Below are 16,010 nucleotides of genomic sequence, written 5' to 3' on the forward strand. Positions count from 1 at the left end.
GGCTAGAGGGCGGCGGCGAAGGCCTCCGCCGCCCGACTGGCGCTGCGTTCGCGGTGGCGCAGCCGATAGAAGGGCCGCTCGGGCAGTTCGAGCGGCAGGCGGACCAGCCGCCCCGCCTCGATCAGGGGCCGGGCGGCCAGTTCCGAGATCGCCGTGACCAGCCCGCCGCCGTCCCCGGCGCTGGCCGCCACCGCCGTCAGGATCGCCTCATTGGACGGCAGCACCAGCGCCGTCTTCAGGTCCGACGCGGCCATGCCGCGCGGCAGGGCCGCCTCGAACTCGCTGCGGGTGCCCGAGCCCGCCTCGCGCAAGGCCCAGTCCAGAGCCTTGAGGTCGGACGCGGCCAGAGACTGCTCCCGCTCCGCCAGCGGATGCCCCGGCGCCGCCACCACGATCAGCCGGTCGGCGCCGATCCGCGTCCGCTCCAGCCGGGGCGCGTCCTCGGCGCCTTCGATCAGGCCCAGTTCCGTCTCGCCCGCCAGCACGGCCTCGACTACCTGATGGGTGTTGCCGATCGACAGATGCAGCTCCACGCCCGGATGGCTCTGGGCGAAGGCGGCCATGCGCGGCGGCAGCCAGTAGGCGGCGATGGTCTGACTGGCGAACAGCCGCACCGACCCGCGTTTCAGCCCCGCCAGTTCGTCCAGCAGCCGCTCGGCCGCCTCGGCCCGCGCCAGAACCGCCCTGGCTTCCGGCAGAAAGGCCGTCCCCGCCGCGTTCAGCGCCAGGCCGCGCCCGACCCGGTCGAACAGCCGCGCCCCGTGCCGCGTCTCCAGCGCATTGACCGCCGCGCTGACCGCCGACTGGGTCAGATGCAGCGCCTCGGCCGCCCGCGTCATGTGCAGGCGCTCGGCCACGGCGACGAAGATGCGGAGCTGTTCCAGCGTCATGGCTTATTGATCGATCAAATCGATTGTTAAGTCCATAACTACGCGTTGGATTGATCAGATGACGGAGCGGATAAGGACCGCATGACCGTCGCTCTCGACCATGCCGCTCCCTCTCGCCGCCTGACGGGCCTAGCCCGCCTCCTGCCCGGAGTCGTCCTGTCCGCCGCCATCGGCGCCGTCGCCTATGGGCTGCAGATCGTCGAGACCCGGCTGTTCGAACATCCGTGGATCGAGGGCCTGGTCCTGGCCATCCTGATCGGGGCCGGGCTGCGCCTGGTCTGGACGCCGTCGTCGCTGTGGACGCCGGGCGTCGCCTTCAGCGCCAAGACCCTGCTGGAAGTCGCCGTGGCCCTGCTGGGCGCCACCGTCTCGGGCGCGGCGGTGGCGGCGCTGGGGCCCTGGCTGCTGCTGGCCATCGTCGGCGTCGTCGCCATGGCCATCGTCGGCGGCTATGCGCTGGGGCGGGCGTTCGGCCTGCCGCACGCCATGGCCCTGCTGGTCGCCTGCGGCAACGCCATCTGCGGCAACTCGGCCATCGCCGCCGTGGCCCCGGTCATCGAGGCCGAGGGCCAGGACGTGGCCGCCGCCATCGGCTTCACCGCCGTTCTGGGCATCGCCGTGGTGCTGCTGGTTCCGGTCGTCGGCGCCATGATGGGCTATGACGCCACGCGGGTCGGGGTGCTGGCGGGCCTGACCGTCTACGCCGTGCCGCAGGTGCTGGCCGCCGCCGCGCCCGCCGGCCTGGCCGCCGTCCAGACGGGCGCCGTGGTCAAGCTGGTGCGCGTGCTGATGCTGGGTCCCGTCTGCCTGATCCTGGGCCTGATGCGCTCGAAACAGGCCGAAGGCGGGCGCGGGCCGAAGCTGCATCAGATGGCGCCCTGGTTCATCCTCGTCTTCCTGGCCCTGATGGCCGTGCGGTCGCTGGGCTGGCTGCCGGAGGCGATCCTGCCGCCGCTGCAGGTCTCGGTCTCGGCCCTGACGCTGATCGCCATGGCGGCGCTGGGGCTGATGGTCGATCCGCGCGCCGTGCTGCGGGCCGGTCCGCGCGTGGCCGCCGTCGCCGCCCTGTCGGCCCTGCTCATCGGCACGCTGGCCGTGGGGGTGCTGGCCGTCATGCCGCTGGGTTGATCAGTCGAACGCGCACCGGACTGGCGTTTTGGCCCGCATCCCTGTAAGAGGCGCGCCGAACCCTTCCCTTTTCTGCAATCTTCTTGCAGCGGCGCGGCCCATCCGTGACCGAACACAGTCCGCCCGAGCCCGACATGAACCTTCGTAACGTCGCTATCATCGCCCACGTCGACCACGGCAAGACGACCATGGTGGACGCCCTGCTGGCCCAGTCCGGCCTGTTCCGCGCCAATGAGGCGACCACCGAACGCGCCATGGACTCCGGCGATCAGGAGCGTGAACGCGGCATCACCATCCTGGCCAAATGCACGTCGATCCTGTGGAACGGCAAGGCCGGCGAGACCCGCATCAACATCATCGACACGCCGGGCCACGCCGACTTCGGCGGCGAGGTCGAGCGCATCCTGGGCATGGTGGACGGCTGCGTCCTGCTGGTCGACGCCGAAGAGGGCGTCATGCCCCAGACCAAGTTCGTGCTGACCAAGGCGCTGAAGATGGGCCTGCGCCCCATCCTCTGCATCAACAAGGTCGACCGCGCCCACGCCGACCCGGACCGCGTGCTGAACGAGACCTTCGACCTGTTCGCCGCCCTGGGCGCCACGGACGAGCAGCTGGACTTCCCGGTCATCTACGCCTCGGGCCGTTCGGGCTGGGCGACGCTGGACCTGGCCCAGCCGAGCGAGAACCTGCACCCGCTGTATGACCTGATCGTGGATCACGTCCCGCCGCCCGCCGCCCAGGCGCGCGTCAATGAGCCGTTCAAGATCCTGAACGTCCTGATCGAAAGCGACCCCTTCCTGGGCCGCCTGCTGACCGGCCGCATCCACTCGGGCAAGGCGGTTCCGGGCATGGCCATCAAGGCCCTGTCGCGCGACGGCAAGACCATCGAACAGGGCCGCATCACCAAGGTCCTGGCCTTCCGCGGCCTGAAGCGCCAGCCGCTGGACGAGGGCTCGGAAGCGGGCGACATCGTCGCCATCGCCGGCATGTCCAAGGCCACCGTGGCCGACACCCTGTGCGCCATGGACGTCACCGAGCCGCTGGACGCCCTGCCGATCGATCCGCCGACCATCTCCATGACCGTCGGCGTGAACGACAGCCCGCTGGCCGGCCGCGAAGGCGACAAGGTGCAGTCGCGCGTCATCCGCGACCGCCTGCTGAAGGAAGCCGAGGCCAACGTCGCCATCCGCATCACCGAGACGCCGGGCTCGGACGCCTATGAGGTCGCCGGTCGCGGCGAACTGCAGCTGGGCGTGCTGATCGAGAACATGCGCCGCGAAGGCTTCGAACTGTCGATCAGCCGCCCGCGCGTGGTCTATCAGACCGGCGAGAACGGCGAGCGTCAGGAGCCGATCGAGGACGTGGTCATCGACGTCGACGACGAATTCTCGGGCGTGGTCATCGAGAAGCTGTCGGCCCGCAAGGCCGAGCTGACCGACATGGGCCCCTCGGGCGCCGGCAAGACCCGCATCCAGCTGAAGTGCCCGTCGCGCTCGCTGATCGGCTATCAGGGCGAGTTCCTGACCGACACGCGCGGCTCGGGCGTGCTGAACCGCGTCTTCTCCCACTATGAAGGCCACAAGGGCGCCATCGAGGGCCGCCTGAAGGGCGTGCTGGTCTCCAACTCGGACGGCGACACGGCGGCTTTCGCCCTGTGGAACCTGGAGGATCGCGGCGTCATGTTCGTCGGCGCCGGCGAAAAGACCTACCAGGGCATGATCATCGGCGAGAACAGCCGTTCGGACGACCTGGACGTCAACCCGATCAAGGGCAAGCAGCTGACCAACGTCCGCGCCTCGGGCAAGGACGAGGCCGTGCGCCTGACCCCGCCGCGCAAGATGAGCCTGGAACAGGCCATCGCCTATATTGAGGAAGACGAACTGGTCGAGGTCACGCCCAAGTCGATCCGCCTGCGCAAGGAGGTCCTGAATCCCTCCTTCCGCAAGAAGCGCGTCCGCGCCGACTGATCCGGCGTTCTGTCCAAACGAGGAAGGCGGCCCACGGCGAGCCGCCTTTTTTGTGCGCCGAGGCTACCTCTTCAGGCCCAGCAGCCCCGGCCAGCCGCCGCTGGTCAACAGGGCGACGTCCAGCAAGGCCAGTGGCAGGGGCGTGGTCGGCGGCGCGGCGATGAATTTCGGCCGCCAGCCGGGGCCGAACTTGGCCTTGTAGGCGCGCAGGCCCTGGAAGCCGTAGACGGCGCCGCCTTCCTCGAACACCAGGGCGCCGACGCGGGCGAAGACCGGGGCCATGCGGCGGTCCTCAAGGCCCGACAGGGGCGCCATGCCCAGGTCCAGCCGCTCCATGCCCTGGTCCCGTGCCCACTGCGCCGTGCGGGTGAACAGATAGTCCATCACGCCGTGCGGCCCCTCCGGATCATGGCGCATCAGGTCGATCATCGCCTCGCGCCCGCCCGCGCCGATCAACAGGTTGGCGAAGGCGACGACGCGGCCGTTCTCGCGCACCAGCGCCAGCGCCTGTCGATCCAGATAGTCGATGTCGAACCGGCCGAGCGAAAAGGCCTTCTCGGACCCGTTGTGATGCCTCAGCCAGGCGTCGGACACGGCGCGCAATTCAGCCTCCAGCGGCCGGGCCGAGCCCGGCGGCGCCACCTCGAAGCCGGCGCCCTCGCGCTCGGCCCGGTTCACGGCGGTTCGCAGGCTCTGCTTGCCCTTGCCCTCGGTCGTGAAATGAGCGGCGTCGATCACGGCCGCTTCGCCGACCTTGCGCACGGCCATGCCGAGCGTCGCCAGGTCGGCCAGCAGTCCCTCGCCCACGGAATAGAAGACCGCCGCTCCGCCGTAGCTGTCGGCCAGCTGGGCGAAGGACCACAGAAGCTCCAGCCGCTCCTCCCTCAGCCCGGCGGGTTCGCTCATGGCGATCCAGCGACGCCCCCGCACGCGATAGGCGATGAAGCTGCGGCCCGACGGACTGAACAGCAGGGCCTTGTCGCCCAGCAGGGCCAGGCCCGCCTCGGGCGCGGCGACCTCGGCGATCTCCAGCGCCTGGCGCGCCCGCTCGACGTCCGCCGCAGCCGCCGGCCCATGGCTGCGCGCGCCGGGCGCGGTCAGCAGGGAACGCACCGCCACCGCCAGGGTCAGCAAAGCCAGCACCGCCCCGGCGCGCAGGAAGCCCGAGGCCTGCTTGTCGACCAGGAAGGTCCACCAGAGCTCGTCGGTGTAGGCCGTATCGCGATAGGCGAAGAAGCCCAGCCACAGCATGGCCGCCACCGCCGCCGCCAGCATCAGCAGCCAGCCCGGCCGCAGCGGCTCCCCCAGGCGCGAGCGGCGATTGAAGGCCGAGCGGCACGGCGCCAGCAGGGCCGCCGCCAGGCTCATCTCGATGGCCTGCATCCAATCCAGCCCCTTCAGCAGGGAGAAGACCGCGCCGACCAGCAGGACCGCCAAGGCCGCATAGTAGGCCCCTCGCCGCCGCCGCCACAGCCCCGCCGAGATCAGCAGCAGGATGAAGCCCGTCACGCTGGCGGCGAAGTGGGACAGGTCGATCAGCAACGGCGGATAGAACCGCCCCAAGGCGTTCAGCCGGTCATTGAAGGCCGGGGTCACCGCCGACAGCAGCATCGCCCCACCCAGCAGGAAGGTGGCGACCGCGAACATCTGCGGCGTCAGCTCATAGACCAGTCCGGCCAGACGACGCGTGATCCGCCAGGGGTCGTGTTTTGCACCCGGTTTGGTCAATCGCTCTCCGATGAGCAGGAATCGGTCGTTTGGGGCGAGTAAAAGGTCATTTCAGGGCAGGGGAAACCATCGGCCTTCACAAGGGTTCATTTTTTCGCGAGCGCCGGGCTCGCCCTTCCAGGAGTTTCTCATGATCCGCAAGACCGCCCTGCTGACCGGCATCGCCGGCGCCTTCCTCATCGCCGCCCCTGCCTTCGCCCAGGACGCCACGACGCCGCAGACGCCCGAACCGGCTCCCGCTGAGGCGGCCGCGGCTCAACCCCAGAGCCTGACCCTGACGCCGGGCGCGACCGTCAAGAGCAGCGACGGGACCGAGATCGGCAAGCTGGTCGGCGTCCAGAACGGCGCCGCCGGTCAGGAGCTGACCGTCCGCACCGCCGACGGCCAGGTCCGTCCGGTGCCGCTGGCCGGCATCCGTCAGGACGGCGCCGACATCGTCGTCGACGCCAGCGCCTCGGACATCCAGTCGGCTCCCCCGATCGCTTCGGACACGGCTGAGCCGACCCCGGACGCGATGGACACGCCTTCGGCCGACGCCCCGCCGGCCGATGAGCCGACCAGCGACGAACCGAACGGCGACGAACCTCACTAAATCGTCTGGTTCGACGGCAAAAGGGGCGGCCCGACGGGCCGCCCCTTTTTTCTTGTGCGATGAAACGGTCGATCAGGTCCGCCGCTTCACCAGACCGAGCAGGAACAGCAGGACCACGGCGCCGATGGTGGCGACAATGATGCCGACGATCCAATTGCCCGCGGCGTCCACGCCCAGCAGGTTGTTGGCCAGGAACCCGCCGATCAGGGCGCCGACCACGCCGACGATCAGATTGGTGAGCAGGCCGTGATCCCGCTTCATGATCTTCTCCGCCAGCCATCCGGCGACGATGCCGATGATGATCCAGGCGATAAATCCAAATCCACCCATGCTTCTCTTCCCTTCTTGAAGGCTGACTGCCTTGGCCGTTAATGCGCGGGCGGGCGTCGGGTTGCGTCCCTCGCCTTGGGGGCGAAAACGGCACGCGGCTTGCGGCGAGCCGCCCTGTCCGTGCCGATCCGGCACAGGCCGAGGAAGACAGGAGTGTCGTCATGCCCGCCGAGATCGACCTGCACCTGGGTCGTCGCCTGCGCCGCCGTCGCCGCCTGCTGGGCCTGACCCAGCAGCAGTTGGGCGATCGCGTCGGCATTAGGTTCCAGCAGATTCAGAAGTACGAGTGCGGCGCCAACCGCATCTCGGCCGCCCGCCTGTGGGAGTTGGCCGAGGCGCTGCAGACGCCGGTCAGCTATTTCTACGACGGCGCCGGGGAAAGCCCCGACAACGGCCAGCCCCGCCCCGGAGAACCCCTGGCCGCCGCCGCCTGATCGCCTGTTCGGTTCAATGACCTCTGGGCCGCCGCGCCCCTGGCGGTGTATGGCCGGGGCATGACCGAACTGGAAACCTTCGCCGTCGAACTGTCGCATGAGGCGGCCCGCGTCGCCCTGCCCTTCTTCCGGGGCGAGTTCGCCCAGGAGGACAAGGGCTCCCCCGGCGCCTTCGACCCCGTCACGGAGGCTGACCGCGCCGCCGAGGCCGCCATCCGCCGGATGATCGCCGCCCGCTATCCCGAGCACGGCGTCATCGGCGAGGAGTATGGCCAGGACCGTCCCGACGCCGATCACGTCTGGATTCTGGACCCCATCGACGGCACCCGCGCCTTCATCGCCGGCCTGCCTCTGTGGACCACCCTGATCGCCCTGCGCCACGAGGCCGCGCCCATGATCGGGGCCGTCGGCCAACCCTATCTGGGCGAAGTCTTCCTGGGCGGTCCGTCCGGCGCACGCCTGCTGAAGGGCGGCGGCGAAACCCCGCTGAAGACCCGCGCCTGCCCCGATCTGAGCCAGGCCCTGATCGCCACCACCGACCCGGAGATCTTCCTCGGCGCCGACCGCGCGGCCTGGGACCGGCTGCGCGCCGCTGCGCGGCTGGCGCGGCTGGGCTGCGACGCCTACGCCTACGCCATGGTCGCGGCCGGGCGCATCGATCTGGTGGCCGAAAGCGAGCTGAAGGTCTGGGACTGGTCGGCGCTCAAGCCCCTGGTCGAAGCGGCGGGCGGACGGTTCACCGACTGGCGCGGCGACGCGCCGAACGGAGCCGACGGCCGCGTCCTGGCGGTCGGCGACGCGCGGCTGACGGCCCAGGCCCGGCCCCTGCTCGGCGGCGCCTGACGGCTCAGGCGGGTTCGACGGTCCGCGCTGCGGGCGAAGCGCCGGGCTTCGCCTCGACGCCGGGCGCCACATAGTCGGCCAGGGCGTCGAACTCATGCAGGAAGATCCCGCGCAGGTCGTCGACCTCCATGACGACCTCATGTTTGGCAGCCGGAACCTCGACATACCGGCCCCGGCCCATGCGGCGCGCCGCCCAGCGGTTGGTCTGTTTCCAGACCTTGTCGTCCTCGGCCGCCTGGACCACGCAGACCGGAATCTTCACGCTCTTCAGGGCTCGCGGTTTCAGCGCCCGCTCGCCCGCGTCCAGGGCGAAGGCCAGCCACCCCCAGGTCGGGCCGCCGATGGCCAGGTGCGGACAGGCGTAGAGCTGCTGACGCCACAGGTCGTAGCGCGCCTGATCCGACGTCAGGCCATCCTCCTCGAAGGTGTGGTCGAAGGGGTCGTCCGCGTCGTCCAGCACATAGTCGCCGGCCTTGCCGTGACGCAGGGCCCAGCGCACCGCCAGCTTGACGGTCCACATCGACCGCTTGCCGGTCTTGATGCGCAGCATGGGGCTGGACAGGACCGCGCCGGCGAACCGCGTCTCCCCGCCCTCCAGCGTCAACAGGTTCAGACAGCCGCCCATGGAGTGGCCGACCATGATCCAGGGCTTGGGCGCCCGCGCCTCATAGGCGTCCAGCAGGCGGGCGTAGTCGTCCAGGAACTCCTCGACCGCCCGGGCGTGGCCGCGCAGCCGGTCCGGCAGCAGCCGCGCCGACAGTCCCTGGCCGCGCCAGTCGTGGGCCAGAACGCAGAAACCCCGCGCCAGGAAGTTGCCGATCAGCTCGAAATACTTCTCGATCGGCTCGGTGCGGCCGGGGCTCAGCACCACCGTCCCGCGCGGCGTCTTCGCCTGCAGGGTCGAGGGCGTCCAGAAGGCGGCGCGCAGGCGCAGGCCTCCGGCGCCCCGGAACCAGTCGCCCTCTCCGCCCGGCGGGCAGGCGGCGCCGGGCACCCCCATCAGGGGCGCATGGGCGGCGAAGGCGGCTGGACGGCTCACTCGGGCTTCCTGAACTTCAGCGTCATGCGGTCGCTTTCGCCGATGGCGTCATACTTGGTCCGGTCGAATTCGGGATCGGCGGGCTGGCCCATCGGCGCCGTCAGGCGACGCGGCGGCAGGGTCTCGACGCCGAAGGGGTGGTCCTTGGTGTCGGCCGGATTGGCGTTGATCTCGGACGCCTCGACGAAGACGAAGCCGGCCTCTTCGGCCAACTGGCGGACGAAGGCCTCCTGCACATAGCCGTTGGCCGCCGCCGGGTCCTGATCCTCGTCCGGCTGCAGGCGGTGCTGTTCGATCCCCAGCACCCCGCCGGGACGCAGAGCGGCGAAGGCGTCGGCGAAAGCCTTTTCCGCGATCCCCGCCGCCATCCAGGCGTGGATGTAGCGCATGAACAGCACCATGTCGGCCGTTCCCGCCGGCGCCACCGGCGGCGAACCGGCGCCGAAGGCGGTGAACTGGACCGGGCCGTACAGCTTCTTGTCCGCCAGGAGGCGGGCCTTCAGGGCGTTGTTGATGGCGACCTGGGCCGGGTCGGCGTTCGGCCCCTCGAAGAAGCCCGCCAGATAGAGCGCGCCGCCGCCCCGATTCAGATAGGGCGCCAGGATTTCCGCATACCAGCCGCTGCCGGGCCAGAAGTCGATCACCGTCATCTTCGGCTGCAGGCCGAAGAAACGCAGGGTCTCGACCGGATGGCGCCAGGCGTCCCGCGTCTTGTCGTCCGCCGAGCGCCATGAACCCGCGACCGCCCATTCCAGCGAACCTTCCGGCGGCCCCTTGGGCGCTTCGGGGGCGCTGGGCGTCGGCGCCTCATCCTTGCGGCCGCAGGCGGCCAAGCCGAACAGGGGCGCGGCCAGGGCCAGGGCGCTGGCGCCGGCCAGGACGGATCGCCGCGTCGATCGTTCTGTCATGCGCGCTTCCTCTCGCCGCCGGGTGTTTGCGTTTCGGGCTTAAGGCGCTTCTGCGCCAGGGTCAAAACCACGCACTGCATTGTCATCTAGGCGCTTCAGTCGGCGGCGTAGGGCTTGCGGAAACGCAGGGTCATGCGATCGCTTTCGCCGATGGCGTCCAGGGCCGCACGCTCGTCCGGCGTCAGGGCGCGGCCGTCGCGTTCGGAGGTGCGCGTGGGCTTGAGCGTCCACACGCCGAAGGGGTGGACGCGGTCATCCCTGGGGTTGGCGTTCAGTTCGCTGCGGGCCTCCAGCTCGAAGCCCGCGCGGCGGGCGGCGTGGATGACCCAGCTTTCGGGCACATAGCCGTTCGGCGCCGTCTCCGTCACATTCAGCCCCTCGGCCGCGCGGTGCTGCTCGACCGCCAGCACGCCGCCGGGCTTCAGCGCCGTGAAGAAGGCCGCCAGATAGGGTTCGGCCCGACCGTCGCGCGACCAGTTGTGGAAGGCGCGGGCCACCACGACCATGTCCGCCGTCCCGTCGGCGACGCCCATGCCCTCGGTCGGGCGGTTGACCGGGACGTACCGGCCGCCGGTCGCCGCGGCATAGGGCTCCAGGATGTTGCGCCACCAGCCGGCGCGGCCCGGCTCGATCTCGACCACGGTCAGGCCGGGCTGAAGCCCCCAGAAGGTCAGGGTCTCGAACGGATGACGGTCGCCGTCGCGGGCGCGGTCCGCCTCGGGCCGGGTCGTCGCGGCCACGGCCGCCTCAAGCGCCGCGTCCTCGGAGAAACTCGGCATCTCCATCGACAGTCCTTGCCGATGGGGCAGGCGAGGGGCGTCCGGGGCCCCCGATTGGGCGAAGACGGGCGAGGCGAGCAGACACGCCGCGACGGCGCTGAGGGCGAGAGGTCGCATGAAGGGCTCCGGTCGATCCTGGACGACGAATGTAAAACCCATACGGCGCTTCGCGGCGACCACAAGGCGCCGATGCGGCGAGCGACGAATTCGCGCGCCCCTTGCGCCGGAAAAACGGCCTCCTACCTCTTCATTCGAGAGCGCCGATCCCGGGCTCTCCAGACCTGACGGGGCCGATTTCGGACCGCCGGGGCTGAAACCCTCCGCTGTCCGGGGCCAAATCGCCGGACGGCTCAACCTTGCTGAATGTCAGAAGGATGACCCATGCGTACCTATGATTTCTCGCCGCTGTACCGTTCCGCCGTCGGTTTCGACCGCCTGGCCCGTCAGCTGGAAAGCGCCGCGCGCTCCAGCCAGGAGAACGGCTGGCCCCCCTACAACATCGAGACGACCGGCGAGGACGCCTATCGCATCGAGATCGCCGTCGCCGGATTCTCGGCCGATGAACTGAACATCGAGGCGAAGGAAAACCTTCTGACCGTCACCGGCAAGAAGGCGGCCAACGACGACGGCGCACCCCAGAAGACCTATCTGCATCGCGGCCTGGCCGAGCGCGACTTCGAGCGCCGCTTCCAGTTGGCCGACTATGTGGTGGTCAAGGGCGCGGCTCTGGCCAACGGCCTGTTGACGGTCGAGCTGAAGCGTGAACTGCCCGAGGCCCTCAAGCCCCGCAGCATCGAGATCGCCACCGGCTCGACCCTGATCGAGGGCAAGACCGAACCCAAGGCCAAGAAGGCGGCCTAAAGGCGTCTAGCCTGACTGAACAGTCGAAGGGGCGGCGTTCGCGTCGCCCCTTTTTCGTGCGTCGCGCTCTAGGCCGCGTGCAGGTCCGCCGGGTCCAGCCCGCGCGCGCCGCCGGTCTGGGCGCCGGTGAAGTCCGCCTGTTTGGTCTGGGCGCCGTGCAGGATGGACCGGCTGAGGTCCGCCTCGACCAGCACGGCCCGGCGCAGATCGGCGCCGGTCAAGTCCGCGCCGCGCAGGATCGCCCCGGTCAGGTCGGCGGGCAGCAGCCGGTCCGCCGCCAGCATCAGCGGCCCCAGCTGAGCCTCGCGCAGGTCCGCCCCGTTCAGCCGCGCCCGCGTCAGCCGCGCCCCGCGCAGGTCGGCCCGGCGCAGATTGACCGACCGCAGGTCCGCGCCTTCAAGCTGCGCGCCCTGAAGCTGCACCCCCTCCATGTCCAAGCCGTAGAAGACCGCCCCCTTGGCCGACAAAGCCGTCAGGTTCAGTCCGCGAATGGACTCCAGCGGCCGCAGATCGACCCCGTCGAACACCGAGGGTTGGCCCTCGGCCCCGCCCGTCTCGCACCACTGGGCATGCTCGCGCAGCATCTCGGCGGCGGGCATCTGGCTGACCGGCTCGCCCGCCGGACGGTCGTCGACCAGGGCGCCGTCCATATTGGCCCCGTCGGTCCGCCACATGGACGCCTTGACCCCGACCAGGATGGCGTCGCTGAGGTCCGCCCCCGACAGATCGGCGCCCGACAGGTCGGCCCCGGCCAGGTCGGCGCCGCGGAAGCTGGCCTGTTTCAGATTGGCCCGGACCAGCTTGCAGTCCTTCATGACGGCGTCGGTGAAGTCGGCGGCCACCGCGATGACGCCCGTCATGCGCGAGCGCTGCAGATTGGCGCCCGCCAGCACGGCGCCCTGCGCCTGGGTGTCGGCGCGCTTGCGGGCTTCGACGACGCGGAAGCCCAGCTTGGCGTCCTTGGCGGCGATGGTCCCTTCGCGCAGGTCGGCCTCGAACAGGTCGGCGCCCGACAGGTCCGCGCCGCGCAGGCAGGCCCCGCGCAGGTCGGCCCGGCGCAGGCTGGCGTCGATCAGGGTCACGTCCTGCATGTCCGCGCCGAAGAAGTTGGCGTTGTCCAGCTTGGCGCCCGTCAGGTCGCAGCCGATCAGGCAGGCGGCGGTGAAGTCGGCGTCGGCCAGGTTGCGGCCGCGCAGGTTCACGCCTGACAGGTCCATCCAGGCGAAGACCGCCCGCGCCCCGCCGGGCCGCGCCTGCCACAGGCGGTCATGCTTCAGGCAGACGGCGTCGACCTCCTCCTGGGTCAACCTTCTGCGGACGGGTTCTGCGGCCTCGCTCATGGGGCCGATCATGGCTTACGGCGGATTAAGGAAGCTTTGCGGAAACAGCGGTTTCTCCCGTCGCCTCCGCCCCGCCTCAGGCCGCCCTACTCCGTCAGCAGGCCCTGTTCGCGCAGGGCCTCGGCCAACTCGCCCTCCTGGGTCCACAGACGGGTGTAGCCCGCCTCGCCCAGCCGGTTCAGTTCGGTCGTCAGATCGGCGCGCGGCGAGGCGGCGAAGCGCCCGTCGAAGCCCGCCCCGTCGACGCTGACGCGCACCATCGGTCGGCCCGTCTCCAGCCGGTGCAGGAAGCCCTCGCACAACACGGCGGCTTCATCGCCCAGCAGACCCGTCTCGACCGTCAGGCCCGACTGGCGCAGCCGCTCCGTGCCCCGGCCCGAGGCGAAGGGCGACGGGTCCAGGGCGGCGATCACCACCCGCTCGACCCCGGCCTCAGCCAGGAAGTGGGCGCAGGACTTGCGGCCCGACGAGCGGGCGCCGCACGGCTCCAGCGTCACATAGGCGGTCGCGCCCTTCACGGCCTCGCCCGCCTCGGGCACGGCCTGTTCCTCGGCGTGGGGGCGTCCGCCCGGCGCGGTCGCGGCCTCGGCCAGCACGGCGCCGTCCTTGACCAGGACGCAGCCGACCGCCGGATTGGGCCAGGTCTCGCCCATGCGGTTTAGGGCCAGGTCGATGGCCCGCCGCATGAAGACGGCGTCGTCCGCCGCGCCGCTCACGCGATTTGCGGCAGGGCCTGCGCCCGCCCCTCGTCCAGATAGCGGGCGGCGACCGGCTTCAGGTCCGCGTCCAGATCGATCTCCAGCGGATTGCCGGTCGGAATCTCGACATCGACGATCCTGTCGTCCGGCACGGCGAACAGCAGTTTGACGATGGCGCGCAGGGAGTTGCCGTGGGCGGCGATCAGCACGTCCTCGCCCGCCTTCAGGCGCGGGGCGATCTCGGCGTCCCAATAGGGCTGCACCCGATCCAGCGTGGTCTTCAGGCTCTCGGTGCCCGGGATCTCCTTGCCGGCGTAGCGGGGGTCTGAAGCGAAATCGAACTCGCCGCCCGGCGCCAGCGGCGGCGGCGGCACATCATAGCTGCGGCGCCAGACCTTGACCTGGTCCTCGCCGTGCTTTGCGGCGGTCTCGGCCTTGTCCAGTCCGGTCAGGCCCCCGTAGTGGCGCTCGTTCAGGCGCCAGTCCTCGATGACCGGCACATTCTTCAGCCCGGCGGAATCCAGCGCCAGGGCGCCGGTGCGCTTGGCCCGCTTCAGCACCGAGGTGAACATGACCGCCGGCTTGAAGCCCGCCTCGGCGATCAGCTCGCCGCCGCGCCGCGCCTGGGCCTCGCCCTCCGCCGTCAGATCGACGTCGACCCAGCCGGTGAAGCGGTTCTCCAAGTTCCATTGGCTCTGGCCGTGGCGCAGCAGGATCAGGCGGGTCATCAAAGTCTCCGGGAGCATCCGTATCTGGGTTTCTCGCTAGGCCCCTGACGCGGGGGCGGTCAAGGTTTCGCCGCTTGTTGGGACCTACGCCCCGCGCGGCGCAGCGATAACGCCGGTCAGGCGTTGTGGCCTCGCGAGCGGGGGAAGGCTATACGCCGAAGCCATACTGCGGCCCCGCTCTCTCCAGCGGCCCATCTAGGAAGACCCATGCAAAAGCCCCGTCAGGACATCCGCCCCAACACTGCGGAATATGAAACCCTGCCCCTGGTCAAGCCGACCGGCTTTCGCGAATACGACGCCCGCTGGATTCTGGAAAAAGAGATCAACCTGCTGGGCATCCAGGCCCTGGGCCTGGGTCTGGCCACCTATGTCCACGAGATCGGCCAGACGCCCAAGATCGCCGTGGGCCACGACTTCCGCGGCTATTCCCTGTCGGTGAAGCAGGCGCTGATCCTGGGCCTGCTGGAAGGCGGCATGGAAGTGTTGGACATCGGCCTCGCCCTGTCGCCCATGGCCTATTACGCCCAGTTCGCGCTGGACTGCCCCTGCGTCGCCATGGTCACGGCCAGCCACAATGAGAACGGCTGGACCGGCGTGAAGATGGGCGCTCAGGCGCCGCTGACCTTCGGCCCCGACGAGATGAGCCGCCTGAAGGAGATCGTCCTGAACGGTCAGGGCGTGGCCCGCCCCGGCGGCAAGCTGGAGCGCGTCGAGGGCTTCCGCAAGACCTACATCAAGGACGTGGCGTCCAAGGTGAAGCTGTCCCGCCCGCTGAAGGTCGTGGCCGCCTGCGGCAACGGCACGGCCGGCGCCTTCGCCCCCGAGGTGCTGCGTCTGATGGGCGCCGAGGTGATCGAGATGGACACGGACCTCGACTACACCTTCCCCAAATACAATCCGAACCCGGAAGATCACGCCATGCTGGTGCAGATGGCGCAGAAGGTGAAGGAGACGGGCGCCGACCTGGCCCTGGGCTTTGACGGCGACGGCGACCGCTGCGGCGTGGTCGACGACACGGGCGAGGAGATCTTCGCCGACAAGATCGGCCTGATGCTGGCTCGCGACCTGTCGGCCCTCCATCCGAACGCGACCTTCGTCGTCGATGTGAAGTCGACCGGCCTCTACAAGACCGACGAGGTGCTCAAGGCCAACGGCGCGACCACCGTCTACTGGAAGACCGGCCACTCCTACATCAAGCGCAAGACCGCCGAACTGGGCGCCCTGGCCGGGTTCGAGAAGTCGGGCCACTTCTTCCTGTCGGGCGATCTGGGCCACGGCTATGACGACGGCCTGGTGGCGGCGGGCGCCGTCCTGGCCATGCTGGACCGCAACCCCGGCAAATCGCTGTCGGAACTGAAGTCCGCACTGCCCGACGCCTGGACCAGCCTGACCATGTCGCCGCACTGCGACGACGAGCTGAAGTACGACGTCCTGGCCAGGATCGTGAAGGAATACGAAGACCTGGCGGCCTCCGGCGGCTCGATCCTGGGCCGCAAGATCATCGAGGCCATCACCGTCAACGGCGTGCGCGTCCATCTGGAGGACGGCTCCTGGGTGCTGGTCCGCGCCTCCTCGAACAAGCCCGAACTGGTCGTGGTGGTCGAAAGCATGAGGTCCGCCGACGACATGCGCGACCTGTTCCGCAAGGAAGTGAAGCCTCGCCTGGCCGCCCACCCGGAAATCGGCGCCTTCAACCAGGAAATCTGATTCCGGTTTGACCGGCGGCGGCGTCGTGGACGATGCTC

General features: G+C 69.9%; 15 protein-coding genes and 1 pseudogene. 7 read left to right on the forward strand and 9 right to left on the reverse strand.

Annotated features, from left to right (window positions below):
- Positions 1-2 precede the first annotated feature (2 nt).
- A complete protein-coding gene (locus tag V8J38_RS00300; RefSeq protein WP_291780904.1) occupies positions 3-890 on the reverse strand; it encodes a LysR substrate-binding domain-containing protein in 888 nt (295 codons plus the stop codon).
- 81 nt (positions 891-971) lie between these two features.
- On the opposite strand from V8J38_RS00300, the gene V8J38_RS00305 reads away from it, so the two are divergent.
- Together V8J38_RS00305 and typA are read left to right on the forward strand one after the other, a co-directional pair.
- Positions 972-2,018, forward strand: coding sequence for a YeiH family protein (locus V8J38_RS00305; RefSeq protein ID WP_338577303.1), 1,047 nt, complete (start codon positions 972-974; stop codon positions 2,016-2,018).
- Between the two features lie 134 nt (positions 2,019-2,152).
- Positions 2,153-3,985 carry a translational GTPase TypA gene (gene typA, locus V8J38_RS00310; protein ID WP_291780900.1) on the forward strand — a complete coding sequence of 611 codons (1,833 nt, stop codon included), beginning with the start codon at positions 2,153-2,155 and terminating at the stop codon, positions 3,983-3,985.
- Between the two features lie 63 nt (positions 3,986-4,048).
- Here typA and V8J38_RS00315 read toward each other — a convergent pair whose 3' ends face one another.
- Entirely contained in the window at positions 4,049-5,713 is a 1,665-nt protein-coding gene (locus V8J38_RS00315) for a GNAT family N-acetyltransferase (RefSeq protein ID WP_338577304.1), read from the reverse strand.
- A gap of 130 nt (positions 5,714-5,843) precedes the next feature.
- On the opposite strand from V8J38_RS00315, the gene V8J38_RS00320 reads away from it, so the two are divergent.
- A complete protein-coding gene (locus V8J38_RS00320; protein ID WP_291780896.1) occupies positions 5,844-6,305 on the forward strand; it encodes a superoxide dismutase in 462 nt (153 codons plus the stop codon).
- Between the two features lie 72 nt (positions 6,306-6,377).
- Here V8J38_RS00320 and V8J38_RS00325 read toward each other — a convergent pair whose 3' ends face one another.
- A complete protein-coding gene (locus V8J38_RS00325; protein WP_003168780.1) occupies positions 6,378-6,635 on the reverse strand; it encodes a GlsB/YeaQ/YmgE family stress response membrane protein in 258 nt (85 codons plus the stop codon).
- Between the two features lie 161 nt (positions 6,636-6,796).
- Between V8J38_RS00325 and V8J38_RS00330 the strand changes: the two are divergent.
- Positions 6,797-7,018: pseudogene (locus tag V8J38_RS00330) on the forward strand (helix-turn-helix domain-containing protein); the annotation flags it as partial.
- 111 nt (positions 7,019-7,129) lie between these two features.
- Positions 7,130-7,912: a histidinol-phosphatase gene (gene hisN / locus V8J38_RS00335; protein WP_338577305.1), complete on the forward strand. Its 783-nt coding sequence runs from the start codon at positions 7,130-7,132 to the stop codon at positions 7,910-7,912.
- Positions 7,913-7,916: 4 nt separating this feature from the next.
- Here hisN and V8J38_RS00340 read toward each other — a convergent pair whose 3' ends face one another.
- From V8J38_RS00340 to V8J38_RS00350, 3 genes are all read right to left on the reverse strand, one after another.
- Complete coding sequence (locus tag V8J38_RS00340) at positions 7,917-8,951, reverse strand: alpha/beta hydrolase (RefSeq protein WP_338577306.1); 1,035 nt, start codon at positions 8,949-8,951, stop codon at positions 7,917-7,919.
- Complete coding sequence (locus V8J38_RS00345; protein ID WP_338577307.1) at positions 8,948-9,859, reverse strand: methyltransferase; 912 nt, start codon at positions 9,857-9,859, stop codon at positions 8,948-8,950. The genes V8J38_RS00340 and V8J38_RS00345 overlap by 4 nt, the downstream gene beginning before the upstream one ends.
- A 95-nt stretch (positions 9,860-9,954) precedes the next feature.
- Positions 9,955-10,755, reverse strand: coding sequence for a methyltransferase (locus V8J38_RS00350; protein WP_338577308.1), 801 nt, complete (start codon positions 10,753-10,755; stop codon positions 9,955-9,957).
- Between the two features lie 264 nt (positions 10,756-11,019).
- On the opposite strand from V8J38_RS00350, the gene V8J38_RS00355 reads away from it, so the two are divergent.
- Positions 11,020-11,499 (forward strand): Hsp20 family protein, encoded by a 480-nt coding sequence (locus V8J38_RS00355; protein WP_338577309.1) that lies wholly within the window; start codon positions 11,020-11,022, stop codon positions 11,497-11,499.
- 68 nt (positions 11,500-11,567) lie between these two features.
- Here the strand turns inward: V8J38_RS00355 and V8J38_RS00360 are convergent, their stop codons facing one another.
- From V8J38_RS00360 to gpmA, 3 genes are all read right to left on the reverse strand, one after another.
- Complete coding sequence (locus V8J38_RS00360; protein ID WP_338577310.1) at positions 11,568-12,839, reverse strand: pentapeptide repeat-containing protein; 1,272 nt, start codon at positions 12,837-12,839, stop codon at positions 11,568-11,570.
- Between the two features lie 86 nt (positions 12,840-12,925).
- Positions 12,926-13,555: a bifunctional diaminohydroxyphosphoribosylaminopyrimidine deaminase/5-amino-6-(5-phosphoribosylamino)uracil reductase RibD gene (locus V8J38_RS00365; RefSeq protein WP_291780879.1), complete on the reverse strand. Its 630-nt coding sequence runs from the start codon at positions 13,553-13,555 to the stop codon at positions 12,926-12,928.
- A complete protein-coding gene (gpmA, locus tag V8J38_RS00370; protein WP_291780875.1) occupies positions 13,552-14,265 on the reverse strand; it encodes a 2,3-diphosphoglycerate-dependent phosphoglycerate mutase in 714 nt (237 codons plus the stop codon). The genes V8J38_RS00365 and gpmA overlap by 4 nt, the downstream gene beginning before the upstream one ends.
- Positions 14,266-14,472: 207 nt before the next feature.
- Here gpmA and V8J38_RS00375 point away from each other — a divergent pair, with 207 nt between their 5' ends.
- On the forward strand, positions 14,473-15,972 hold the full coding sequence (locus V8J38_RS00375; protein WP_338577311.1) for a phosphomannomutase/phosphoglucomutase: 1,500 nt from the start codon (positions 14,473-14,475) through the stop codon (positions 15,970-15,972).
- Positions 15,973-16,010 lie beyond the last annotated feature (38 nt).

This window comes from Brevundimonas olei, from assembly GCF_037055245.1.
In the GTDB taxonomy this organism is placed as follows: Bacteria; Pseudomonadota; Alphaproteobacteria; order Caulobacterales; family Caulobacteraceae; genus Brevundimonas; species Brevundimonas olei.